Origin of the sequence: Streptomyces sp. NPDC001634 (assembly GCF_040298185.1) — a bacterium.
Taxonomy (GTDB): Bacteria; Actinomycetota; Actinomycetes; order Streptomycetales; family Streptomycetaceae; genus Streptomyces.
Genome location: NZ_JBEOZU010000028.1, coordinates 1 through 24,281 on the forward strand (window position 1 = coordinate 1; position 24,281 = coordinate 24,281).

The 24,281-nt window shown below is 71.8% G+C and carries 19 protein-coding genes and 2 pseudogenes; 11 read left to right on the forward strand and 10 right to left on the reverse strand.

Annotated elements, in window-relative coordinates; genetic code table 11:
- A pseudogene (locus ABT186_RS20150) lies at positions 1-130 on the forward strand (IS5 family transposase); the annotation flags it as partial.
- Positions 131-281: 151 nt separating this feature from the next.
- Positions 282-422 (forward strand): annotated as a pseudogene (locus ABT186_RS47995) (IS630 family transposase); the annotation flags it as partial.
- Here the strand turns inward: ABT186_RS47995 and ABT186_RS20155 are convergent.
- From ABT186_RS20155 to ABT186_RS20165, 3 genes are all read right to left on the reverse strand, one after another.
- Complete coding sequence (locus tag ABT186_RS20155) at positions 402-959, reverse strand: alpha/beta fold hydrolase (protein WP_351926123.1); 558 nt, start codon at positions 957-959, stop codon at positions 402-404. The pseudogene ABT186_RS47995 and the gene ABT186_RS20155 sit on opposite strands and share 21 nt — an antisense overlap.
- A gap of 44 nt (positions 960-1,003) precedes the next feature.
- Positions 1,004-1,699 (reverse strand): YoaK family protein, encoded by a 696-nt coding sequence (locus ABT186_RS20160; RefSeq protein ID WP_351926124.1) that lies wholly within the window; start codon positions 1,697-1,699, stop codon positions 1,004-1,006.
- Between the two features lie 253 nt (positions 1,700-1,952).
- Positions 1,953-2,372 (reverse strand): aggregation-promoting factor C-terminal-like domain-containing protein, encoded by a 420-nt coding sequence (locus ABT186_RS20165; protein ID WP_351225525.1) that lies wholly within the window; start codon positions 2,370-2,372, stop codon positions 1,953-1,955.
- A gap of 644 nt (positions 2,373-3,016) precedes the next feature.
- On the opposite strand from ABT186_RS20165, the gene ABT186_RS20170 reads away from it, so the two are divergent.
- Entirely contained in the window at positions 3,017-4,927 is a 1,911-nt protein-coding gene (locus tag ABT186_RS20170) for an ATP-binding protein (RefSeq protein ID WP_351225527.1), read from the forward strand.
- Here the strand turns inward: ABT186_RS20170 and ABT186_RS20175 are convergent.
- Entirely contained in the window at positions 4,917-5,459 is a 543-nt protein-coding gene (locus ABT186_RS20175) for a hypothetical protein (protein WP_351225529.1), read from the reverse strand. The two genes, ABT186_RS20170 and ABT186_RS20175, sit on opposite strands and share 11 nt — an antisense overlap.
- A 245-nt stretch (positions 5,460-5,704) precedes the next feature.
- On the opposite strand from ABT186_RS20175, the gene ABT186_RS20180 reads away from it, so the two are divergent.
- Both ABT186_RS20180 and ABT186_RS20185 read left to right on the forward strand, forming a co-directional pair.
- Entirely contained in the window at positions 5,705-7,513 is a 1,809-nt protein-coding gene (locus ABT186_RS20180; protein WP_351228044.1) for a serine/threonine-protein kinase, read from the forward strand.
- Between the two features lie 52 nt (positions 7,514-7,565).
- A complete protein-coding gene (locus ABT186_RS20185) occupies positions 7,566-8,348 on the forward strand; it encodes a hypothetical protein (RefSeq protein ID WP_351228042.1) in 783 nt (260 codons plus the stop codon).
- Positions 8,349-8,361: 13 nt separating this feature from the next.
- Here the strand turns inward: ABT186_RS20185 and ABT186_RS20190 are convergent, their stop codons facing one another.
- Positions 8,362-11,733 carry an ATP-binding protein gene (locus ABT186_RS20190; protein WP_351926125.1) on the reverse strand — a complete coding sequence of 1,124 codons (3,372 nt, stop codon included), beginning with the start codon at positions 11,731-11,733 and terminating at the stop codon, positions 8,362-8,364.
- 117 nt (positions 11,734-11,850) lie between these two features.
- On the opposite strand from ABT186_RS20190, the gene ABT186_RS20195 reads away from it, so the two are divergent.
- Positions 11,851-12,522, forward strand: coding sequence for a phosphotransferase (locus ABT186_RS20195; RefSeq protein ID WP_351926126.1), 672 nt, complete (start codon positions 11,851-11,853; stop codon positions 12,520-12,522).
- A 14-nt stretch (positions 12,523-12,536) separates the two neighbouring features.
- Here the strand turns inward: ABT186_RS20195 and ABT186_RS20200 are convergent, their stop codons facing one another.
- Together ABT186_RS20200 and ABT186_RS20205 are read right to left on the reverse strand one after the other, a co-directional pair.
- Positions 12,537-12,989, reverse strand: a complete 453-nt coding sequence (locus ABT186_RS20200; protein WP_351926127.1) for a nuclear transport factor 2 family protein — start codon at positions 12,987-12,989, stop codon at positions 12,537-12,539.
- A 40-nt stretch (positions 12,990-13,029) separates the two neighbouring features.
- Positions 13,030-14,049: a Strvi_7410 family MBL fold metallo-hydrolase gene (locus tag ABT186_RS20205; RefSeq protein WP_351228034.1), complete on the reverse strand. Its 1,020-nt coding sequence runs from the start codon at positions 14,047-14,049 to the stop codon at positions 13,030-13,032.
- A gap of 201 nt (positions 14,050-14,250) precedes the next feature.
- Here ABT186_RS20205 and ABT186_RS20210 point away from each other — a divergent pair, with 201 nt between their 5' ends.
- The gene (locus ABT186_RS20210) at positions 14,251-15,747 is read left to right on the forward strand and encodes an aldehyde dehydrogenase (RefSeq protein WP_351228032.1); all 1,497 of its coding nucleotides are present in this window, start codon (positions 14,251-14,253) and stop codon (positions 15,745-15,747) included.
- 3 nt (positions 15,748-15,750) lie between these two features.
- Positions 15,751-15,984 (forward strand): ferredoxin, encoded by a 234-nt coding sequence (locus ABT186_RS20215; RefSeq protein WP_351926128.1) that lies wholly within the window; start codon positions 15,751-15,753, stop codon positions 15,982-15,984.
- 337 nt (positions 15,985-16,321) lie between these two features.
- On the opposite strand, the gene ABT186_RS20220 is transcribed toward ABT186_RS20215, so the two are convergent.
- A complete protein-coding gene (locus ABT186_RS20220) occupies positions 16,322-16,951 on the reverse strand; it encodes a TetR family transcriptional regulator (protein ID WP_351228028.1) in 630 nt (209 codons plus the stop codon).
- Between the two features lie 216 nt (positions 16,952-17,167).
- Between ABT186_RS20220 and ABT186_RS20225 the strand changes: the two genes are divergently transcribed.
- The 3 genes from ABT186_RS20225 to ABT186_RS20235 are packed head-to-tail and all read left to right on the forward strand — an operon-like array spanning position 17,168 to position 20,372.
- Positions 17,168-18,559, forward strand: coding sequence for a glycosyltransferase family 4 protein (locus ABT186_RS20225; protein WP_351228026.1), 1,392 nt, complete (start codon positions 17,168-17,170; stop codon positions 18,557-18,559).
- Positions 18,553-19,305 (forward strand): class I SAM-dependent methyltransferase, encoded by a 753-nt coding sequence (locus ABT186_RS20230; protein ID WP_351228024.1) that lies wholly within the window; start codon positions 18,553-18,555, stop codon positions 19,303-19,305. Before ABT186_RS20225 ends, ABT186_RS20230 begins: the two co-directional genes overlap by 7 nt.
- On the forward strand, positions 19,302-20,372 hold the full coding sequence (locus tag ABT186_RS20235; protein ID WP_351228022.1) for a prenyltransferase/squalene oxidase repeat-containing protein: 1,071 nt from the start codon (positions 19,302-19,304) through the stop codon (positions 20,370-20,372). Before ABT186_RS20230 ends, ABT186_RS20235 begins: the two co-directional genes overlap by 4 nt.
- Positions 20,373-20,408: 36 nt before the next feature.
- Here the strand turns inward: ABT186_RS20235 and ABT186_RS20240 are convergent, their stop codons facing one another.
- Together ABT186_RS20240 and ABT186_RS20245 are read right to left on the reverse strand one after the other, a co-directional pair.
- Positions 20,409-20,798: a hypothetical protein gene (locus ABT186_RS20240; protein ID WP_351926130.1), complete on the reverse strand. Its 390-nt coding sequence runs from the start codon at positions 20,796-20,798 to the stop codon at positions 20,409-20,411.
- A 79-nt stretch (positions 20,799-20,877) separates the two neighbouring features.
- Positions 20,878-24,255, reverse strand: coding sequence for an ALF repeat-containing protein (locus ABT186_RS20245; protein WP_351926132.1), 3,378 nt, complete (start codon positions 24,253-24,255; stop codon positions 20,878-20,880).
- Between the last annotated feature and the right edge of the window lie 26 nt (positions 24,256-24,281).

Genomic DNA, 24,281 nt, shown 5'->3' on the forward strand with positions numbered 1-24,281 from the left:
CCTACCGGCCCGCTCCGAAGCCATGATCCACCTAGCCATGACCGACCTGATGGCCCGCCGCCTCACCGGCGAAGCCACCATCTCCTGGCGCGACCCGACATCACCGGATCAAATCCGCATCACGGGATGAAACAACGGGAGAAAACGACCTCTTAGCAGGCAGGCGGAGGCCCCATCGGACTCGTTTCCGGTGGGGCCTCTTGGATGTCTGACGGCAGTAGTTGCCGCTGAGGTTGAAAGGCGGGGGTGACGGCGGGCGCTGGTGGTGGTACGTCGTCATCATGCGGTATGCGGATGGCGGCGGCCTGACCGCCGTGGGGCGGGCGAAGCGTCAGGCGGTGCGCTTCGAGGCCGCGGAGATGTTCGAGCAAGGGGTGCGGCCGCCGGAGGTGGCCCGCAGGTTACGGGTGTCGCGGAAGTCGTGCCGCGTCGACCGCGCCGGTCAGGCCGGAGTGGGCGGCGTAGTAGCCCCCCATGGAGAAGCCGAAGTGACCTACCTTGCCGTTGCCGATGGTGCGGGCGTGTTCGATCAGGCCCTGGACGATCTCGAAGCCGCCGGCGGCGGTCATCGGCACCTGCGACTCGCCGGTGCCCGCGTGGTCGAAGGCCATGACCCGGACCCCGCCGTGCAGTACCAACTGGACCAGCAGCGGGTGCAGATCCATCTTCCAGGAGTCCAGCCCACCACTGGCGACCAGCACCGGGCGACCCGACGGGCCGAGCAGGTGGACAGCGACCGGCGTGGTGCCGCCCTGGTGGGGGAGGTCGAGCACGTGCCGTTCGAAGGGCACCGGGAAGCCGGGCGCGGCGCGCTCGTACTGCTCGATCTGCCGGGTCAGGGCCGTCCGCTTGCCCTTGTCGGCCAAGACCGGGAACTTGGCCCAGCCGTAGGCGAGGTAGGACAGATCATGGCGACCCTCCGTGTCGTACCCGGCGGCGAGGCCGGACCATTCGTGCACCCACCCGCCCGGAGCGTCGGCAGGAGGAGGCGGACGAACGAACGTCATTCCCGTCCCGACGCCGTCACCGCCAACACCCCCGACGTCAGCGCCGTGATCAGCAGCGGGATGCCCAGGCCGTGGTGAAGGACCAGCCAGCCGCCGAGCACGGCGCCCCCCAGCATCGCCAGGAGCGAGGCCGTGCGGCGGGGGGACCGGGTGCCCGCGCCGCCGCCGAGGCGGGAGTCGGCGGCCAGTCCCGTCAGGGTCATCGTCAGCACGGTTGTGGTGAGGTCGCGTACCCCCAGCTTCTGCACCGTCGCGTTGCGCAGGCCCATCGCGAAGGCCGTGACCGCGATCAGCGTGTACACCGTGCCGGTGGCGCCCGGGGCGGCGAAGGCGACCGCCGCCGACGCGCCCAGCAGCACGGCCTCGGCCACGAGCGTCACCCGGGTCCAGGTGCGTCGCGAGCCGTCGGCGTGCCGTCTGCTCAGGCGCCCGCCCACCACCGCCCCCAGCAGGAACGACCCCAGCGAGACGAGCGAGTGCGGCGCCGAGAAGCCCGGTGCCCCGGCGGCGGCGAAGCCGAGCACGACCACGTTGCCCGTCATGTTTGCCGTGAAGACATGCCCGAGCCCCAGATAACTCACCGCGTCGACGATCCCGCTGACCACGGTCAGCGCCAGGAGCACCGGCACCAGGCGCAGTCCCCGCGCGTCCGGGTCGTGCTCCTGCGCGTCGGTCGTCTCCGTCGTCGTCATGTCGCCTCCGGTCAGCGGGACGGGTGCGGTGCACCCAAGTCCACCATGGACGCGGGGGACTCTCGGATGTCCGGGCGAACGGCGCGTCCGTAGCGTCGGGGCATGAGTGATGACACCCGCTGATGCCAGGAAAAGCACACCAGTTGGCAGGCCGGGCGGGGAATCGCCGCCGTCGCGGCACTCCGGATACGCCGAAGGCGGCGGCCCCGGATTCGGGGACCGCCGCCTGCGCAGTCGCGTCAGACCGGCCGGATCAGTACCAGTGGTGGGTCGACCAGAAGTTCCACGCCGCGGCAGGGCTGCCGTAGCGGGAGTTCATGTAGTTCAGACCCCACTTGATCTGGGTGGCGGGGTTGGTCTTCCAGTCGGAACCGGCAGAGGCCATCTTGGAGCCCGGCAGGGCCTGGACCAGGCCGTAGGCGCCGGAGGAGCTGTTGGTGGCCTGGGGGTTCCAGCCGCTCTCGTGGCTGACGATCTTGTTGAACGCTTCGTACTGCGTGGCGTCCGGAATCATCTGGTGCGCAACCGCCTGGGCGGAAGAAGGCGTGGCGGCGGGCGTGGCGGCCTGGGCGGGGGCCGAGGTCAGAACCATGCCGGTCGAAGCGGCGGCCAGAGCGGCAGCGGCGATGGCCTTCTTCGGGGAAGCGATGCGGCGGATGAAGGAGACGGACACAGAGAAACCTTTTCGTTGGGGACAAGGGCGTCACGCACATGTCGGAACCACGCGAGGTGGAGGGGCATGCACTGGCGCCGCGGCCCGGGTGGGCTCGTCGGCGCCTTGCGACGAGAACCAGATAAGCAGCCGCCGGATCTGTCCGCAATGACCCCTTTTACTAGTTGTGGTCGCATCCGCACTGAAAGCCGCCTGTGTGATCTGGCTCTCAATCCCCAGGTCAGGGGCCATATCGACGAGTGCATGTCACTGGATTCGATCTACGACCCCGGGTCGTAAGTGACCGTGGTCACGTGGGGCTCGTCACGGTTTAGGTCACGGAATGCCTATAGGGGTTATACGGGCAGATATCGGACGGTGTGACCTGCGCCGCATGCGCGGCAGTTGGAATGTGACCGGCGTCGCACGCCACTGCCCTTCGACCGCGCCTTCCTCAAGTCGCCGCGCAAGCCGGCTGCAAGAGCGGCGCGCATCGTGAGGCTGTGGGCGCCGGTGGCCTGCTGAACCCTGCTTGCCGCGCGGCGGAACCGGAATCCGGCAATACTTCGTCCTCAACGCAGTCCCGCACGGAAGCGGACGCATGCGGTCATGCGGTCCACGACACCGTGTGAAGGGGACTCGTAGCGCACGGGCGGAGCGACGGCATGGCGGACGAACCGGAGGCCGGAGAGCAGGAGTTGCGGATCGGCATCCTCGGCGGGCTCACCGCCACCGGCCGGGGCGCGCCCCTGGACCTGGGTGGCCGGCGGCAGCGCGCGGTACTGGCCGTGCTGGTGCTCGCGCGCGGCCGTATCGTCAGCACCGACCAGCTGATCGACTCGGTGTGGGACCAGGCACCGCCACCGAGCGCACTGAGCGCGCTGCATGCCTATGTCTCGCATCTGCGGCGCAGGCTGGAGCCGGACCGGGCGGCCAAGAACCGTAACGGCTTCATCGTTCGCGAGGGCTCCGGCTACGCCCTCCGGCTCGTCGGCGACGCGGTCGACGCCTGGCGGTTCGAGCGGGCGATAGGGCACGCCGCCACGCTCACCGACCCCGCGCGGGCGGCCGCGACCCTGCGGGGTGCGCTCGCACTGTGGCAGGGGCCGCTGCTCGCCGAGTACGCGGACCGGCCCTGGGTGGCACCCGAGGCGGCCCGCCTGGCCGAGCTGCGCGAGGTGGCCCGGGAACGGCTGCTGGCGGCACGCCTGGACTGCGGGGAGAACGCCCTGCTGGTCCCGGAGGCCGAGTCGCTGGTCGCCCAGGACCCGCTGCGGGAGGAACGCTGGCGGCTGCTGGCGCTCGCCCTCTACCGGTCGCACCGCCAGAGCGACGCGCTGGGCGCCCTGCGGCGGGCCAGGGCGCTGCTGGCCCGGGACCTGGGCATCGATCCCGGTCCCGCGCTGCTCGCCCTGGAGGCCGATGTGCTGGCCCGGTCTCCCGCCCTGATGCCGCCTGAGGCCGACCGCCCGGCCCCCGCACCGCCCGCGGCCCTGCCGCCGCACCCCGCCCTGCCCTGTCCGGCCGCCCCCGAGGACCTTCTCGACCGCGACCGGGAACTCGCCGACCTGCGCGACTGCGTCACCGGGCTGCTCGCCGGCGAATCGGGCCTTGTGCTGATCGAGGGCCCGGCGGGCATCGGCAAGAGCCGTCTGCTGGCCGAGCTGCGGCGGCTCGCCGACGACCACGGCGTCCTCGTACTGCATACACGCGGCAGCAGGCGTGAGATGGAGCACGGATTCGGCGCCGTGCGCCGGCTGCTGGAGGATGCCGTGGCCAGGTCGGGTGACCGGCTGCCGGCCGGCCCGGCGGCTCCGGCGGCCGGTGTCTTCGGCCGACACCCGGACGGCGGGGGCCCCGGCCCGGACGGGTTCACGGTGCTGAGCGGCCTGTACCGCATCGTCGTGACGCTGGCCGCCGAACGCCCGGTCCTGCTCTGCGTCGACGACCTGCAGTGGTGCGACACCGCTTCCCGGCACTTCCTCGCTTACCTCGCCCGCCGCCTCGACGGACTGCCGGTCCTCGTCGCCGCCACCGTACGGACCGGCGAGCCCGACCCGGACGCCGCGCTCACCGAACTGGCCCAGGACCCGGCCGCCGTACGCATCCACCCGGAGCCGCTCGGTGCCGGCTCCGTCGCCGCCCTGGTGCACCGAAGACTCGGCGAAGCCGCCGACGACACGTTCACCGGGACCTGCCACCGCACCACGGCGGGCAATCCGCTGCTGCTGCACCTGCTGCTGCGCGCCCTGCGCGCCGCGGGCGTACGCCCGCACGCGGACCAGGTCGGGACGGTGACCGAGCTGGGCCCGCGTGCCGTGTCCGGCCTGGTCCTGGCGCGCCTGGCAGAGCTCCCCCCGGCCTCGGCCACCGTGGCACGGGCCATCGCCGTCCTCGGTGACGGCGCCGAACTGCCCGCCGTCGCACAGCTCACCGGCCTGTCCGAGAGCGCCGCCGCCGAGGCCATGGCCCCGCTGGTACGGGCAGAGGTGATACGCGACCAGTACCCGCTGGGTTTTGTCCACCCGATCGTCGCCGACGCCGTCCGCCCGTCGGCCCCGCTGCTCAGCAGGTGAAGCTGCCGGTGACCGTGGCATCCCCGAGGATCTGCTTGCCGCTGAAGGTACCGCTCCTGCGGTCGGAGGAGACCGTGCCCGAGGCCTTGAGCGGATATCCCTTGCCGCCGACGTTCACATCCATGTCGGCTCCGGAGAACGCGCCACCCTTCAAGGGGAGGTTGGCGCCGAAGTAGTCGGGCGGCGCGCCCTTGTGGGTGGCGTCGATCACGACACCGATGTTCACCGACCACAGTCCGCCGCTTGCCTCGCAGGTGCCGCCCTTGAGCACGTAGTCGCGGCCGCCGACGGTGACCTTGGCCTGGGCCGGGCCCTCGCAGAAGGTCCGTACGACGCCGTTCTTGCCCGCCGTGTACGAGCCACAGCCGCCGGCCACCGCGGCGGGCGCGGCCGACCCGGTGGACGCCGGCTTCGCGGCCGATGACGACTGCGACGACGAGGCCGGGGCCGCGGAGCCCGACGACCCGCAGCCTGCCGTAGTGAGCGTGACGGCCAGCGCGGCGACGGCCCAGCCGGTACGCGTTCCTTGCATCTGTTCCCCCTTGCGGTGGGGGCGCCGATCCCCCTCCGGCCGGCGCCCACCGGTTCAACGCGGCCAGAGTGCGCCACCCCGCTTGCAGCTCACTTGCAAGTGAGCTGCAAGCGGGGTGGCGCAGCATTCACCGTGATTCACCGTGCGGGTGGCCTCGTCCGCTCGCACGTCATTACGCCATTACGTGATTACTTGATTACGTCATGACGTCATGCGAAACAGGCGGAACAGGAAGAAGGGGAACGGTGGGAGTGCCCGAGTGGACGGTCGGCGGTTACACCGCCGTACGGGAGCTGGGTTCGGGAGGCAGCGGACGGGTGGTGCTCGCCACGCAGGATGCGACCGGGACGCCGGTCGCCATCAAGTACCTCTCCGACCGGCTGTGCGATGACGAACGGTTCCTGGCCGGATTCCGCACCGAGGCCAGGCTGCTGGGCACCCTCGGCTCACCGCATGTGGTCCAGCTGTACGAGTACGTGGAGACCCCGCAGGGCGCCGCGATCGTGATGGAGCTGGTCGACGGCGTCCCGCTGCGGGCGCTGCTGCGGGAGGAGGGCGCCACCGGGCCCGAGGCGGCTCTCACCGTGCTCAAGGGCTCGCTGCTCGGCCTGGCCGCCGCGCATGCGGCGGGGGTGGTGCACCGGGACTACAAACCCGACAACGTCCTGGTCGCCGGGGACGGTTCGTCCAAGCTGGTGGACTTCGGTATCGCCGTGCCCAGCGGCCAGAAGGGCGGAGAACTGGTCGGCACCCCGGTGTACATGGCGCCCGAGCAGTGGACCGGCCGGCCGGCCAGTCCGGCCTCGGACGTGTACGCGGCGACCGCCACGTTCTTCGAATGCCTCACCGGCGCCAAGCCGTATTCCGGGACGACCGCCATGGAGCTGGCGATCCAGCACATGGAGGCGCCCATCCCGGACGAGCTCGCCCCGGAGGCGGTGCGGCCGCTGATCCGCAGTGGCCTCGCCAAGACGCCCGAGGAACGCCCGGCCACCGCCGCCGGGTTCGTCGCCGAACTGGAGGCGGTGGCCACGGCCGCGTACGGCGACGACTGGGAGGAACGCGGCCGGCGCAAGCTCGCCGCCCTTGCGGCCCTGCTACCGCTGCTGTTCCCGCTGTCCGAGCCCGGCGCCTCGGGCACGACCGCGCTGGCCGAGACCACGCTCGGGACGTCCGGACCGGGTTCTGGCTCCGGCGCCCGTAGACGGCTGTCGCTGAAGCACCACGGCAAGGTCCGCGGCAAGGTGCTGGCCGGGGCCACGGCGGGGGCGCTGCTCGCCGGTGCGCTCACGCTGACCGCGGTCGCGACCGGCAAACCGTCCGACGCCCGGGGCGGCTCCCGGACCACGGGCGGCGCGTCGAGCCCCGCCGGGTTCCCGTCCTCGGCCGGGCCCTCCGGTCAGTCGCCCACGGACACGGGTTCCGCCACCGCGTCCGCGTCGGCGTCCGTCTCGGCGAAGGCGAGCACTTCGGCCGACGCCTCCGCGTCGGCGTCCGTTTCCCCCTCCGCGTCGGCGCCCTCCGGCGCGGACGCCGGCACGGGCGGCTCCGGCGGCGGTTCCTCCAGCGGTTCTTCCGGCGGCTCGACGGGCGGCGGCACAGGCGGCAGCACCTCGGGCGGCTCCTCGGGCTCTTCCGGCGGGGGCACCTCCGGCGGGGGCGGTGGCGCACCGTCCACCACCGCCCCCGTCACCACCGCGCCTCCGCAGCTCGACGTGGCCTCCGTGACGATCCAGGCCAGCGGGCCGTTCGGCTCGGGCTGCGCCATGGTGGTCTCGGTCACCGTGAAGACCAACGGCGCCGCCGACGGCACCATGACCCTCACCTGGTTCGACAGCACGTCGGCCGGTCAGGCGGGGCCGACCGACGGCACCCAGTCGATCACGCTGCCCAAGGGGCAGACACAGGTCTCGGGCCGCTACACCCACACCTTCAGCACCCCGGACCCGTACCCGTACCTGGGAGTCAAGGTGACGACCAGCCCGGCGGCCGACTCCGGCAACGGCTCCATCGCCACCATCACCGCGCCCAGCAGCTGCAACCCGATCCGCTGAGACGCCGCACAACAAGACTCCGCACAACAGGACCCGCACCCAAGAGGCCTCCATGACGGCACCCCAGGACCCCAGGCGGCACTTCGCGCTGCCGTCCCCAGCCGACACCGACCCGCAGGACGGCTCCGCGATCACCGAGGTCACCGAGGTCACCGACGAGAGCACCGTACGGCTCCCGCACCCCGACCAGCTCGACACCGTACGGCTGGACGACCCAGCCACGGCCCAGGAGCCCGCGGTCACGCTTCGCCTGCCGGAACACGGTGTCCCCGAAGTCGTACCGACGACGGCAGTGACCGGACCGGAGATCCGTTTCGGCCCCGGTGTGCCCGCCGCGGTCCGGACCGGTGCCACCGCCGGGTCGGCCGCCGAGGTCTGGCACGGCACCGCCCGCCCGGAGGGTCCGCCGCCCGGCGACGAGCGTCGTCGTCGGCGTCGGCGGGGCCGTCTGCTGGGCGGCTGGCTGCTCCCGCTGGCCGTGCTGATCGCGGTACTTGGCTACCTGGCCTGGCAGCGCTACGGGCCGCCGCTCGCGGTGACCGGGGCCAGTGTCCATACCGACCCCGGCGGCCCGGGCTGCGACGGCACCGCCGCGATCACCGGCACCCTGCGCACCAACGGCCGTGCGGGCGACGTCAGTTACCGCTGGAAGCGCAGCGACGGCACCGTCTCGGACACCCTCCACCAGCAGATCGCCCGAGGCACCCGGCACCCCGACGTCGTACTGCGCTGGACCTTCAACGGTCATGGCACGATGCGGGCCACCGCGACCCTTGAGGTGCTGTCGCCCGACCCGGTCACCGCCTCCGCGACCTTCACCTACCGCTGCCGCTGATCCTCACCTGCCGCTACCGCTGACCCTCGCACTCGGCGATCGACCGCAGCAGCCCCTCGGCCCCGCACTCCCCGGCGATGGCGCGGGCCGCACGCAGCGCCGCACCGGCCTCCGCCACGGGGCCGTGCACGGCCAGGGCGTACAGGGCCCGAGCGTGTTCCAGCCGTGCCGGGCCGGAGGCCAGCAGCGTGACCGCCTCCTTCAACTGCGGCACGCCGTCGGCGCCCCGCAGCTCCCCGAGCATCCGCAGGGCGCGGCCGTGGGTGCTCGGCGCGCCCCAGCCCCGGGCCACCCGCAGCTGCTCCTCGGCGAGTTTCTCCGCCTCGGCCCGCTCTCCGAGACCTGCCAGGGCCTGCACCCGCAGCGGTCCCCATGGCCACCAGGCCGGGTTGCCGACCGGCGGCTGAAGGTGCCGTACGCCGTCCAGGCCGGCCAGTGCCTCCTCGTGGCGCCCCTCCGCCATCAGCACCCTGGCCTCGCTCTCCCCGAGCAGCCGGGTGCCCTCGGTGCCGGTGACATAGTTGCGCATCCGTTCCAGGCAGGCGCGTGCCCCTTCCACATCGCCCAGGTCCAGCAACAGCCCCGTCATGAAGGTCCGGCCCTGGGGGGCGCCCGGCGCCAGGCCCCAGGTCTCGGAGTGCTCGATGGCGGTGGCCAGCGACACACGGGCCGCGCGCAGATCACCGTGGTTCCACTGGCTGAAGCCCCGCCACAGGTTGGTCGCGAGGACGGAGAACAGCGAGCCGCGCTGCAGGGCACGGGCCAGTTGCGCGTCCCACAGGCCGCCGACCTCCTCGTCGGCCAGGTGCAGCACGATCACGGCCGTGTACCAGAGCATCTCCTCGCCGGCGTCCAGCAGCACGTCGTCGGCGACGGCGAACCGGCCGAGTTCGACCGCCCGGACGCGGTCACTGCCGTCATAGGCGCACTCCCGGGCCAGGTTGGCGGCGAGCATCCGGGCACCGGGGCCGTCGCCGCTGATCGCCGGGGTCTCCTCGGAGCGCCACAGCTGCGGGTCCAGGCCGTGCATGAAGCCGCTGGTCCGCTCCAGCGCGAGCAGTCCCTGCCGCTCGTCGGTGAACTCGGCGGGCAGTTCCGCCGCCGCGCGCCGGGCGAACGCGGTGGCCTGCCCGGGTCCTCCGGCGAAGACCAGGGTGCGGGCGAGAGCGAGCGCGGCGGTGGCCCGGCGGGCCGGGTCGGGCAGGGTCTCGTAGGCCTGGCTCAGATGCTCCACGGCGGCGGGGCCGTTGCCGAGTGTTTCGGCACGGCCGAGTTCCAGGAGCACATCGGGCCGCCGCTCGGGGCCCGTCGCCTCGTTCAGGGCCCGGGTGAGATAGGTGACGGCGGCATCGGCGGCGCCACGGCCGATGGCCTCACGGGCCGCCGTACGCAGCAGGTCCACCACCCACAGGTCGCCCCGTTGGGGCGTGAGCAGCAGATGGGCGGCGATCTGCTGCGGCGGCGCGCCGGCCGCGTGCAGGGCACGGGCGGCCCGCTCATGGCGCAACTGCCTTTCGCCCGGCGCGAGATCACGGTAGACGGCGTCACCGACGAGCGGATGTACGAAGCCGAGCGGATACCGGTCGCGGATGATCTCGGCCCGCACCAGGGGGGCCAGGGCGTCCGCCACGTCGTTCTCCGACACCTCCATGACGGTGGCCACGTCCCGTAGCGCCGCGCCGTCGCCGAGTACGGCCACGGCCCGCGCCACCGCCATGGCCAGGTCGGGCAGTTGGCCCAGGCGGCTGAGGACGAGTTGGGAGACGGCGCGGGACCCCACGTCGGTGACGGTGGCGGCCCGTGCGGCGTGCGGCCGGACTCCGCCCGAGCGCAGGGCGCGCAGCAGCTGGCGCAGCAGCAGCGGGTTGCCCGAGGTGGCTCGGTGGCAGGCCGCGGCGAAGTCCTCGTGCGGGTCCTCGCCGAGCACCCGGCCGACCATGTCGGTGACGCCGGCGACGGTGAGCGGAGTGGGCCGGACCCTGAAGGCCGGAGGCGCCTCGGTGAGTTCGGGCGGCAGGGGCCCGTGGTGGTGGGGTTCTCCGGTGCGCAGGGTGACGGCGACCAGCACGGGCAGTCCGCGCAGATTGCGGGCGAGATGGGCGAGGAAGCGCAGCGAGCCGGTGTCGCACCACTGCAGGTCGTCGACGGCCAGCAGCAGCGGCTGTTCTGTGGCGAGCCGCACGATCAGCTGGTGGAGGCCGCGGAGGACGGCGAAGCCCTGGGGGACCGCGGTGGGCGGTGCGGTGGGGTCACCGTGGTCGAAGACCACCGCGGCCGGGGCGGCGGCACCGGTGAGCAGTTCGTCGCCGCGCCTGGCGACCAGATTCTCCAGCAGCTGGCGTACCGCGCCGAAACCGTAGTCCTTCTCACGGCGGCTGCCACGGGCGGTCAGGGTCAGCATCCCGCGGTCCGCCGCCAGTTGGCGGGCCTCGTTCAGCAAGCGGCTCTTGCCGATCCCGGCCGGCCCCTCCACCAGTACGACCCCGGCATTGCCCTTGAGCGCGCCGGTCACGCGCTCGTCCAGCTCGGCCAGTTGCGGGCCCCGGTCCACCAGCGCATCGGCGTTGGGGCGGGCGGCGACGGCGGCGGCCGGGGCGGACAGCGGCGACCGGTCCGTCCGGTCCAGGGCGGGCGACTGGGCCAGCACATCGGCTTCCAGGGCCCGCAGCGCGGCGCCCGGTTCGGCTCCCAGCTCCTCGGCCAGCGTCTGCCGGGCACGCCGCAGCGCGCCCAGCGCGTCGGCCTGGCGGTGCGAGCGGTACAGGGCCAGCGCCAGCAGCCGCCAGCGCTCCTCACGCAGCCGGTCCTGGGCGACCAGCGCCTCGGCCTCGGGGACGAGTACGGCGCTCTCCTCGCTGTCCAGCCGGGCCGCCAGCAGCCGCTCACGGGCCACCTCGTGCAGTTCGGCCAGCCGGGACGCCTCCGCGCGCGCCCATGGCTCGGCCGCGTATTCGGCGAAGGCAGTGCCACGCCACAGCGCCAGCGCGCCGCCGAGCACCAGGGCAGCCTCGGTGGGGCCGGTCAGTGTCGCCGCGTGCTGCAGCGCCCGCTCGAACCGCCGGGCGTCGACCGCCTCGTCCGGTATGCGCAGGGCGTAGCCGACACCGTCGCGGACGATGACGCCGCTGCGGTTCCTGGCCGTGCTGCCCGGTTCCAGTCCGCGTCTCAGACGAGAGATGTACGCCTGCAGGGCCCCGGGGGCGCTCGGCGGAGGCGTCGTCGGCCACACGGCCTCCATCAGCCGGTCGGCGGACACGGCTCCTCCGTCGGCCACCACCAGCCGGGCCAGCACCGCCCGCTGCCGGCGTCCTCCGAGATCCACGGCCCGCTCCCGTACCGTGGCCCGTACCTCACCCAGCACGCTTATCCGCAACGCGTCGTCCACCGCCGCCCCCCTTTGTGGTCGTTCGGGCAGCGACAGAATGCACCAAACAGCCTTACCGAGGGCAGCCCCGAAATCGTGTCGACCGGCACGAGGGCCCGGCCCCGATAGGGTCCGGTCATGCGGACGGGGAGACTGCTCGGGTCGGGGCGCACGGCCGATGTGTACGAGATCGACGAGACCTGGGTGCTGCGGCGCTACCGGGACTCGTACGGGGACGCGGCCGCCGAGGCGGTGGTCATGGACCATGTCCGCGGACACGGCTACCCCGTGCCCGGTGTGCGGGCCGCGACGCGCAGCGACCTCGTCATGCAGCGGCTGCCGGGGCCGACGATGCTGGAGTCACTCCTGGAGGGGCGGTTCGGTCCCGAGGAGGCCGGGGCGATGCTCGCGCGGCTCCTGCGCGAGCTGCATGCGCTGCCCGCCCGCCGCTCCGCCGACCCGGGCGTCCGCGTCCTCCACCTCGACCTCCACCCGCAGAACGTGATCATGACCGCCGACGGCCCGAAGGTCATCGACTGGGCCAATGCCGAGGAGGGCGCGCCGGGCCTCGACTGGGGCATGTCCGCGGTGATCCTCGCCCAGGCCGCCGTGGCCGGCGAACCCCGGGTGGACGGCGTACGCGCCCTGCTGGCCGCGATGCTCGCGGGACAGCGGGGCGCGTCGGCTCTCACGGAGGAGGGGCTGCTGGAGGCCCGCGCCCGCCGCGCGGCGAACCCGACCATGACCGCACGGGAGGTCGAACTCCTCGGCGAGGCGGAGCACTTGATACGCGGGCTGATCGGGAGCTAGTGCCTGCCCCGGCACTAGCCGGGCAGCCGGGTCGTCGGGCCGCCGAACGGGAGGAAGAGGGCGCGGGAGGCGAGCAGCCAGGTGCCGTCCACCTTGCGGAACGCGTCCTGGTAATGGCCGACCTGGACCGGGGCGCCGGGCGGGACCATGCCCCCCGTATAGCCGTCGACGCGGTAGGTCGTGAAGTACGACGTGGCCTCGGCCGTGTCCGCCGAGGTGACCGTGACGCGGATGTTGGACATGATCCGGCGCGAGAGCCGGTCCGCCGGCCGGGAACCGAAGTACTTCCGCAGCTGTTCCCTTCCCTCGGACCGCCGACAGTCCCCGGGCGCAGGCCACTCCCAGATGCCGTCCTGGGTGAACAGCTCGGCCACGGACGAGGGTTCGCCCAGGTCGAGGCGGTGGACGAAGTCGAGGACGACGCGCTCGCAGGCACGCTCGGCGAGGAGTTGCTCCAAGGGGTCCATAAGGCGTTGTAGCAGCGCGCGATCGCGGGGCGCCAACGTTTTACACGGCCACGTACGCCACCGGGTCGCTGCCCGTCACCGCCTCCGCCCGCCCCAGCTTCACCAGCCGGCGCAGATGGGCCTCGGCCTCGGAGACCGCGATGTGCCGTGAGCCGTAGGAGATCTGCTCCCAGGGGCGGTTCCACTCCATCCGCTCGGCGAGCTGCCAGGGGGTGAGCGGGGTGGTCAGCAGGGTCAGCAGACCGGCCAGCCGGGCCTCGTGGTGGGCCAGCAACTCCCGTACGCGGGCCGGTGCGTCGGTGAACGCGTGCTGGTGGGCCGGGAGCACCTCGGCGGGCCCGAGGCGGCCGACGCGCTCAAGGGAGTCGAGGTAGTCGCCCAGAGGGTCGGTCACGGTCGTGTCGTCCGGGTCCTCGTACAGGCCGATGTGCGGGGTGATCTCCGGGAGCAGATGGTCGCCGGAGAACAGGCGGCCGTGGCCCGGGAGGCCGCAGGGGTGCTCCTCTTCCAGATGGAGGCACACATGGCCGGGCGTGTGCCCCGGGGTCCAGATCGCGCGCAGGCGGCGGCCGGGGAGGTCGAGGAGTTCGCCGGGGACGATCTCGCGGTCGGGGAGCGCGGGGGAGAAGCCGGGCAGGGGACGGGGGGTGCGCAGGGGCGCCAGGTGCTCCTCCGGCGCGCCCGCGGCCGCCAGCTTGGCAGCCATGTAGGCGAACCACCGCTCGGGGCGGGTCTCCCGGGTCCGTCGTACGATCGCGCCGTCCGCCGCGTGCATCGCGATCCACGAACCGGAGGCCTCGCGCACCTTGCCGGACAGACCGTGGTGGTCGGGGTGGTGGTGGGTGATGACCACGCCATGGATCTCGGCGGCCGACGTGCCGCACTCCGCCAGTCCCTCGGTGAGGGCGTCCCAGGAGTCCGGATCGTCCCAGCCGGTGTCGACCAGCACCGGACCGCGGTCGGTGTCGACGACGTACACCAGCGTGTGGCCGAGAGGATTGTCAGGAATGGGAACCCTGAGGGAACGTACGCCCCCACCGTGATCGGCCGTCTGCGCCATGGGCTCCCCAATCGCCGTCTCCGGGCCCACTATAACTAGAACACGTTTCCACGGTAGCCCGGGTCGACCTTCCCTGTCGGGCCCGCGTCCCGGCCGTGGACTCCGTAGGCCGGAACTGGTATCAGTTTCGGTATCCGTGAAACCTGATGGATCGTCAGAAATTCGAGAGAAGTTCGAGAACGCCCGGGGAGGCGGTCGGCCATGACCGAGCTCGTGGAACACGGACAGCTGTTCATCGGCGGGGAGTTGACCGACCCCCTGGGCAAGGACGTCATCGAGGTGGTCTCGCCGCACACGGAGGCGGTCATCGGGCGGGTCCCGCACGCCTCGCGGGAGGACGTCGACCGGGCCGTCGCCGTCGCGCGCCGCGCCTTCGACGAGGGGCCCTGGCCTCGGATGACGCTCGACGAGCGGATCGAGGTCGTCACCCGGATCAAGGACGCGATCGCGGTACGGCACGAGGAGATCGCCCGTGTGATCTCCTCCGAGAACGGCTCCCCGTACTCGTGGAGCGTCCTCGCGCAGGCGCTCGGCGCGATGATGGTGTGGGACGCGGCGATCACGGTCGCCCGGACCTTCGGGGGTTCCGGGGGTCGCCCCCCGGGGAAGCACAGCACTTACGAGGAGCGGCGTGACGGCGTCCTCGGGAAGATCCTCGTGCGGCGTGAGCCGGTCGGGGTCGTGGCGGCCGTCGTGCCGTGGAACGTGCCGCAGTTCGTGGCCGCGGCCAAGCTCGCGCCCGCGCTGCTCACCGGCTGTACGGTCGTGCTCAAGCCGTCGCCCGAGTCACCGCTGGACGCGTACATCCTCGGCGAGATCACCCGCGAGGCCGGGCTGCCGGAGGGTGTGCTGTCGATCCTGCCCGCCGACCGCGAGGTGAGCGAGTATCTCGTCGGGCACCCCGGCGTCGACAAGGTGTCCTTCACCGGTTCGGTCGCGGCCGGCAAGCGCGTGATGGAGGTCGCGTCCCGGAACCTGACGCGGGTGACGCTGGAGCTGGGCGGCAAGTCGGCGGCCGTGGTGCTGCCGGACGCGGACGTGGCGACGACCGTGCCGGGGATCGTCCCGGCCGCCTGGATGAACAACGGCCAGGCGTGTGTCGCCCAGACCCGCATCCTCGTGCCGCGCTCGCGCTACGACGAGTTCGCCGATGCCTTCGCCGCGGCGGCGGGCGCCCTCGTGGTCGGCGACCCGCTGGACCCGGCGACCCAGGTCGGCCCGCTGGTGGCCAGGCGCCAGCAGCGGCGCAACCTCGACTACATCCGCATCGGCCAGGAGGAGGGTGCCAAGATCCTCACCGGCGGTGGGCGTCCGCCCGGCCTGGACCGCGGCTGGTATGTGGAGCCGACCCTCTTCGGCGACGTCGACAACACCATGCGCATCGCGCGCGAGGAGATCTTCGGGCCCGTGATCTGTCTGCTCCCGTACGGCGACGAGACCGAGGCCGTGAAGATCGCGAACGACTCCGACTACGGGCTGAGCGGCAGCGTGTGGACGGCGGACGTCGAGCACGGCATCGAGATCGCCAGGCGGGTGCGCACCGGCACGTACTCGGTGAACACCTTCAGCCTCGACATGCTCGGTCCCTTCGGCGGCTACAAGAACTCCGGCCTGGGGCGCGAATTCGGGCCAGAGGGGTACGGCGAGTTCCTGGAGCACAAGATGATCCACCTGCCGGCTGGGTACGGGGAGGCGTAGCGCATGGGAGACCGCTGGCACATCGAGGTCGACCGCTCGGTCTGCATCGGCTCCGCGCAGTGCGTCCACCGCGCGGCCGATGCCTTCCGCCTCGATTCCGCCCGGCAGGCCCACCCCGTCGAACCGGACGCCGACGCGGCGGAGCAGATCCTGGAGGCGGCGGAGACCTGCCCGGTGGAGGCGATCGTGATCACGGTGGCGGGGAGCGGGGAGCCGGTGTTTCCGCCGGAGGACTAGTGCCGCATCGGGCGACGTTCGCCGTTCGCCCCCGCGCGAGTCTGGATCGGGACCGGATCATCGGGGCATCCGCCGGATTTGTCCAAAAAATCATGGTTTGGGCAAAAGAATCATGGTTCAGGGGGTTCCATCCGGCGGTGGACGTTATATCCTGAAAGTTGCCTACGGGGCGAGCAAGGAAACTCGACCGGAAGTTGCCGACTTTGGCGTGAAGCTTCGGTTTCCGCTGGGGCCGACATCGGTCGGCCGAGGGGCTGGAAGGTTGAAAGACCGGAAAGTCATCCGAACCCGTCTCGTAGGTCTTTTTGTGCCTTTTTGTATGCCCGGGTCGATCAGCTCATGCGCTGAGGTCGATCAGCCGGCACACCGTCTCGATGTCGATCTTGACCTGGGCGATGGACGCCCGGCCGGAGAGCCAGGTGATCAGGGCCGAGTGCCAGGTGTGCTCGATCACGCGGACCGCGGAGAGCTGGTCCGGAGTCGGGTTCTCCAGGCCCATCGCGTCCAGGATGATCGCCGTCGTCTGGCGGGAGACCTGGTCCACCTCGGGGGAGACGCTGCGGTCCGCGAACGTGAGGGCGCGGACCATGGCGTCGGCCAGATGCGGCTCGCGCTGCAGCGCGCGGAAGGCGCGCATCAGGGTCTCCGCCACCCGTTCGGCCGCCGTCTCCCCGGCCGGCGGCTTCTTCTTGAGGGTGCCGTGCAGGTGCTCCAGCTGGTCCTGCATGGTGGCCACCAGCAGGTGCACCTTGGAGGGGAAGTAGCGGTACAGCGTGCCGAGGGCCACCTGCGAGGACTCCGCGACCTCGCGCATCTGCACCGCGTCGAAACCGCCTCGGCCGGCCAGCTGTGCGCTCGCGTGCAGGATCCGGCGGCGGCGCGCCTCCTGCCGCTCGGTGAGCGGAGATGAGGCCGGCTGCGCCGCCGGTCGCGCGGTACTGGCTGGCACCTTGGCTTCCGTAGGCATGGGTCCCGTTCCGTTGTTCCGTGACAGTCGGTGAGGGCGAGTGATCAGACAGCATGGTAGGGCTCCGCGCCGTGGCGCGAATCACCTGATCCACTGCTCACAGTGCCCTTACCTGCCGGTAGATTCAGAGCCTCCTGAACGATCAAGTCTGAAACTTGTTCTACATTACCGTCCCGGCGTAATCTCGCGGGAAATGGCAGGAAGAAGGGGCCGAGAGTGACCGCTGAGGCCAGGGAGGCAGGCCCCGAGGAGGGCTCGGCCGCCGACGGGGACCGCCCGTTGCGCATCGCGCTCCTCACCTACAAGGGAAACCCGTTCTGCGGCGGCCAGGGCGTGTACGTACGGCACCTCTCGCGCGAGCTGGTCCGGCTCGGCCACCGGGTCGAGGTCATCGGCGCGCAGCCCTACCCCGTGCTCGACGAGGGCGACGGCCTGGAGGGGCTCTCCCTCACCGAGCTGCCCAGCCTCGACCTGTACCGCCAGCCCGACCCCTTTCGCACCCCGCGGCGCGAGGAGTACCGGGACTGGATCGACGCCCTCGAGGTCGCCACGATGTGGACCGGCGGCTTCCCCGAGCCGCTGACGTTCTCGTTGCGCGCCGGCCGCCATCTGCGCGCCCGCCGCGGCGACTTCGACATCGTGCACGACAACCAGACGCTCGGGTACGGCCTGTTGGGCGACGTGGGCGCACCGCTGGTGACCACCATCCACCACCCCATCACCGTGGACCGGCAGTTGGAGCTGGACGCGGCCCGGGGATGGCAGCGACGGGCGTCCGTACGGCGCTGGTACGCGTTCACGCGCATGCAGAAGCGGGTCGCGCGCCGGCTGCCCTCGGTCCTCACCGTCTCCGGCACGTCCCGTCAGGAGATCGTCGACCACCTGGGCGTCTCCCAGGACCGTATCCACGTCGTGCACATCGGCGCCGACACCGACCTCTTCTCGCCGGATCCCTCGGTGCCGCAGGTGCCGGGCCGGATCGTGACGACATCCAGCGCGGACGTGCCGCTCAAGGGGCTGGTCTTCCTCATCGAGGCGCTCGCCAAGGTGCGCACCGAGTACCCCGGGGCGCACCTCGTCGTCGTCGGCAAGCGCGCGGAGGACGGCCCGGTCGCGCAGGCGATCGAGCGGTACGGCCTCGAGGGCGCCGTCGAGTTCGTGAAGGGCATCTCCGACGCGGAGCTGGTCGACCTGGTGCGCTCGGCCGAGGTGGCGTGCGTGCCCTCGCTGTACGAGGGTTTCTCGCTGCCGGCGGCGGAGGCGATGGCGACCGGTACGCCGCTGGTGGCCACGACCGGTGGGGCCATACCGGAGGTCGCCGGGCCGGACGGCGAGACGTGCCTGGCGGTACCGCCGGGCGACGCGGGGGCGCTGGCCGCCGGGCTGAGCCGGTTGCTGGGCGACCCGGAGCTCCGGGTCCGGCTCGGCGCGGCGGGCCGTGAGCGGGTACTGCGGCGGTTCACCTGGGCGAAGGCCGCCGAGGGCACGGTGGCGCGGTACCGCGAGGCCATGGCCCAGCCCCTCGCCCGGCCGGTCGCCGAACCGGTACACACCACTGGACTCGAAGAAATCTTCGTACCCGATCCCGAAAGCAGGGCCACGTGCTGACCGTCGACTTCTCCCGGTTCCCGCTCGCCCCCGGCGACCGTGTCCTGGACCTCGGCTGCGGTGCCGGACGGCACGCGTTCGAGTGCTACCGGCGCGGCGCGCAGGTCGTGGCGCTCGACCGGAACGGCGAGGAGATCCGTGAGGTCGCCAAGTGGTTCGCGGCGATGAAGGAGGCGGGCGAGGCGCCGGCCGGCGCCACCGCGACCGCCATGGAAGGGGACGCCCTCGCGCTCCCCTTCCCCGACGAGTCCTTCGACGTCGTGATCATCTCCGAGGTCATGGAGCACATCCCCGACGACAAGGGCGTCCTCGCCGAGATGGTGCGGGTGCTGAAGCCGGGCGGGCGCATCGCCATCACCGTTCCGCGCTACGGCCCCGAGAAGGTCTGCTGGGCCCTGTCCGACGCCTACCACGAGGTCGAGGGCGGCCACATCCGTATCTACAAGGCGGACGAACTCCTCGCGAAGATCCGGGGCGCCGGGCTCGAACCGTACGGCACTCACCACGCGCACGCGCTGCACTCGCCGTACTGGTGGCTGAAGTGCGCGTTCGGCGTCGACAACGACAAGGCGCTGCCGGTGCGCGCGTACCACAAGCTCCTGGTCTGGGACATCATGAAGAAGCCGCTCGCCACCCGGGTCGCCGAACAGGCGCTCAACCCGCTGATCGGAAAGAGTTTCGTGGCGTACGCGACGAAGCCGCACCTGCCGCTGCTGTCCGAGGCCTCCGAGGCGGCCGCCCGGTGACGACTCCCCGGACAGAACACCTCGTCCTGCCCGGGGTCCTCACCGCCGAGCAGGCCGCCGCGACTGTCGGCGGGATCCTCGCCGTGCAGCGGGAGGACGGAGCCATACCGTGGTTCCGCGGGCACCACCTCGACCCGTGGGACCACGTCGAGGCGGCGATGGCGCTCGACGCGGCCGGTGAGCACGCGGCGGCCGAGAGGGCGTACGACTGGCTGGCACGGCACCAGAACGAGGACGGATCGTGGTACGCGGCCTACGCCGACGGTGACCCCGAGGACGTGACCGACCGCGGCCGTGAGACGAACTTCGTCGCGTACGTGGCCGTCGGCGTCTGGCACCACTACCTGGCCACCGGCGACGACACGTTCCTCGACCGCATGTGGCCGACGGTGTTCGCCGCCGTGGAGTTCGTGCTCCTGCTGCAGCAGCCCGGCGGGCAGATCGGCTGGAAGCGGGAGGACGACGGCACGGGCACGGCGGACGCGCTGCTGACCGGATGCTCCTCCATCCACCATGCGCTGCGTTGTGCGCTGGCCATCGCCGAGCAGCGCGAAGAGCCGCAACCGGACTGGGAGTTGGCGGTCGGCGCGCTGCGGCACGCGATACGCCGGCACCCCGAGCGGTTCCTGGACAAGGACCGCTACTCGATGGACTGGTACTACCCGGTCCTCGGCGGCGCCCTGACGGGCCCGGAGGCGAAGGAGCGCATCTACGCGGACTGGGACCGTTTCGTCGTCCCCGGCCTCGGCGTGCGCTGTGTCGTCCCCAATCCATGGGTGACCGGCGGCGAGTCGGCCGAACTCGCCCTGGCGCTCTGGGCGATGGGCGAGTCGGACCGCGCGCTGGAGATCCTCCAGTCGATCCAGCATCTGAGGGACCCGGAGACGGGCCTTTACTGGACGGGCTACGTCTTCGAGGACGAGGCCATCTGGCCGAGGGAACTCACCACGTGGACCGCGGGTTCGCTCCTGCTCGCCGTGGCAGCGCTCGGTGGCGACGAGCCCACGTGCGCGGTCTTCGGCGGCGACCGCCTGCCGCGGGGCCTGGACGCGGACTGCTGCGCCTAGAGGGTCACTTGGGTACGCCGGGCGGACGGTGTGCGGTCATGTCGCAAGAATGAATGCCAGGACATCCATGACAATGACCGAAGCGCATACGGCCGCCGGGTACCGCGCGGGGTACTCGTATTGGTCCCTCTTCACGCCTCGACGCCATTCATCGCTGTATTCGAGCAAAATCTTCCTGGACGGGAAGAAGCCGATCGCGATTCCGATCCATGTGAAGGAATACAGAACCAGCATCTGTCGAGCATTCCAGCCCTGATGCTGGTTGGCTCCAACCGCGATCATGCCGAGGCAGCATGCGACGGAGATGACAAGGAAGGCCACCGTAAGCTTCCGTGCACCTATCCACCTGTGTATGGCGAGGCAGAGGACGAAGGTGGCGAAACCTGCCATGAACAACAGGTAGGCGAGGGGCAGCCGTGCAAGCAAGATCGGTCCTTTCGGCAGCGCACAAGGGCCGGCGGCACTCCGCCGCCAGCCCTTGGTGCAGCTATTGGGTCACACTCTTTCAGAATCCGAGGGATCCCAGCAGACCGGTGACCGGCGATATGAGATCGTGTCCGAACTGCGTGATCTTCGTGGCCACCGGAGCCACTACCTCCTCACCGACCTTGCCGAGCTCTCCGATCCACTTGGACTGGCCGAAGGTGAGCAGGCCCAGCGCGGCGCTTGCCAGGGACGACTTGAACTCGCCGCTCGTCCAGCCGTAGCCGATTCCGGTGAACACGACGTTGAGTCCGGCGAAGGCGAGGGACGAGTACGCCAAGTAGCCGGCGATGGGTTCCAGGATCGGCGCGGCCGGCGGGAAGATCACTCCGGCTATGCCGAAACCGGCGGAGGCGAATCCGGTACCGATGCTGAGCCAGTTGGTGACGTTCGCCGCCACCCGCGCGTCCTTCTTCCACCAGGGAAGGCCGCCCTTGACGTTGTCGTTGTCGGGCGAGTCGGCCGGATTCTTCCCGGCTTCCTTGGCCTTGCGCGCTTCCTCGGCCGCCTTCCTGGCCGCCTCCGCGATTTCGGCCTTCCGCTTGGCCGTGGCGATCTGGTGCGCCTGGCTTGCGGCTGCCGCCGCCGTCTGCGCGTCCTTGCCCGCCTGGATGGCGGAGGCGCGGGCGGAAGCGGCCGACGCCTGGGCCGAGTTGGCGGATGCCACCGCGCGCGCGGCGGCATCCACAGCGCGGTTGGCGGAGTAGTTCGCCGAGCGCGCGGCCGTGCGAGCGGTGGCGGCCGCCTGCTTCGCCCTGTCGGCCGAGGCTTGCGCGTCCTTGGCCGACTGCTCGGCGTCGTCCGCGTTCGCGTCCGCCTGCTTGGCATAAGTGGCGGCCTTGTCGGCCGACTTCTTCGCCTTGTCCGCCCACTGCTGCGCCTCCGTGGCGGAGTTGCGGGCCCTCGCAGCCGCCTCCTGCGCATGGGCGGCGTCTTCCTGCGCCTTGTGGGCGATCTTCGCGGCTGCGGCGATCGCGCCCTGCAGGGCGGCGATGTGGGTGGCGGAGTCGTAGTCGAGCTGTGCGGTCTTGTGCTGGACCGAGGCGAGGAAGTTGCGGCGCATCCAGGCCGGGCCCTCCATCGCGGCCTGGGCGTGGGCCTTGGTGTACGGGCCCGCCTTGCCGATGAGAGCGGCGGTGGCGACCGCGTCGTCGTCCCGCTGTGCCGCCTCGTACGTGACGCGGAGGAATGAGTCCAGGGCCTCGGCGGTTCCGGCGTTCATCGCGTCGTTGGCCGCCTTGGTCACGGCGCTGCCGGGGCTGTTGGTCAGGACGCGGGAGACCGCGACGCGGTTGTCCATCGCGGCGGCCTGGATGGCGTTGGCGGTGAGGAACTTCGTCGCGGCGTCCGGGTCGTCGCTGTCCAACGCCTTGGCCGCGGCGTCGGCGACGTCCGGGGCGGAGACCTGGGCCAGGTAGAGGACGGTCTCCCGGTCGTCCTGGTTCTGCGCGACCTGCCGGTCGGTGTCGATCCAGCCGTGGATGTCGGCGTCCGCGCCGGACAGGGCGAACCGCGCTGCCTCACGCGACCAGGTACCGCGGGAGTTCATCAGGGCGATGGCCGCCTTGCGCCCGAGGGTGGCGGCAAGGCCCGTGTCGCCCGCCTTCAGTGCCGACTCGGCCCGGGAGACGAGGTCCTTCGTGGCCTGCTCGGCCTGCTCGGCCTGGGTACGCCTGTCGGCGAGTTCCGCCCTCTCCAGCTCTTCGATCTGCGCGAGCAGGCGGGCTTCCTCCATCGCCTGCTTCATGTCCTCGTCCAGGCGCTGCCACTCGGCCTCCCGCGCCTTCTTCTCCACCTCGACCGCCTGGGTGACGGCGTCGGTGGCGGTGTTCGCGGCCTTGGTGGCCTCGTTGGCGAACTCGGTGGACTTCTTCGCGTACTCGACAGCCTTGCCCGCGTTCTTGACAGCCCATTCGGCAGCGTCCGCAGCCTTGTCCGCGTGGTCGGCAGCGCTGTTCGCGGCGTCGCGTGCGGTGCGGGCGGCTGCCGCCGCCGTGTTCGCCAAGGCCTGCGCCGTTCCGGCGGCGTTGGTGGCGATCTCGGCGTTGGTGCTCGCGATCTGCGCCTGCCGCTTGGCCTCCGCCGCCTCCGCCTGTGCCCTGCCCGCGGCGGACGCGGCTGCGGCGGAAGCATTTGCGGCAGCGGCGGCGTTACGGGCGGCCGAGGCGGCAGCGGACCCGGCGTTCGCGGCCTGGGCCGAAGCGGTGGCGGCGGAGTCGGCGGCCTTGGCTGCGCTACGGGCCTGGGCCGCGGCGTTGCGTGCGGCGACCGCGGCGTCCTTGGCGGCGGATGCCTTGGTGGCGTCCTTGGAGGCGGCGATGGCAGCGCCGTATGCCCTGGCGGCGGCGGATCCGGCGGTGGCTGCGGCCTGGCTCGCGGCGGTGGCGGCGTAGGCGGCGCGGCGGGACGCCTGGACGGCGGCGTGGGAGGCGCGGATGGCGACACGGGCCGAGTCGGCCGCACCCTTCGCGGACTCGGCCGCCTTGCGGGCCGCCCTGCCGGACTTGGCCACGTCGTCCTGGGCCGCCTGGGCCTCGGCCGCGGCCTTCTCCGCCGCTTCCTTGGCCTTCGCGGCGGCCTCCGCGGCGCGGGCGGCTGCTTCCTCGGCCTGCTTCGTCTTCGCGTCGGCCTTCTTGCCCTCGCGTTCGACGACCGCGACGAGCTCCTCGATCGTCGTGGCTTCCTGGTCGCGGGCGCGGGCGATGTGCTGCCCGGTGTCGAGGAACCATTCGATGTCGTTCGCGGTGCCGGAGAGGGCTCGGGAGGCGTACTTCCTCACCTCCGGACCCGCCTGCACCATGAGCTTGGACACCTCGACGCGCATGTCCTCCTCACGGGCGGTGTACTGGCCGTCGGTGAGGAAGCTCTCCAGGGCGGCCTGGGTGCCTGCGTCCAGGGCGGCGCCGCCGTCGCGGCGTACGGCCTTGTCGCCGGTGGCCATCACGGTCGTGGTGGCCACGCGCAGGTCTTCCATGATGGCGGCCTTGAAGCCGCCGTTGAGGAAGTCCGCGATGGCGGCGTCGCCGCCGTCGATCGCCGCGGCGGCCTCGCGCCGGGTGCCCTTGCCGCCTCCGGAGAGGGAGGTGACGACGGCGACAAGGTTGTCCTCCGACGTGGCCTTGGGGAGTTCGGTGGTCAGGAAGGTCTGGATGTCGGTGTCGGAGCCGATCAGCGCCGCTTCCGCCGCCGCGCGGACGGACTTGCCGCCCAGCAGCCACGCCTTGACGGCTTTCGCCCGGTCTGTGTCGGGCAGGTTGAACGGGTCACTGTCGTCGTCGGCCGGTGGGGTGTCTGCTCTGGCGGCCACGGGGTTGAGCACGAGGCTCGAGGTGGCGGCGACGGCAGTGGTGGCCGCGAGGGCGCCGAGAACGCGCCGCCTGCTCCAGTAAGTGCTGTCCAAAGTTGTCCTTCGGGATCGATGCCTGG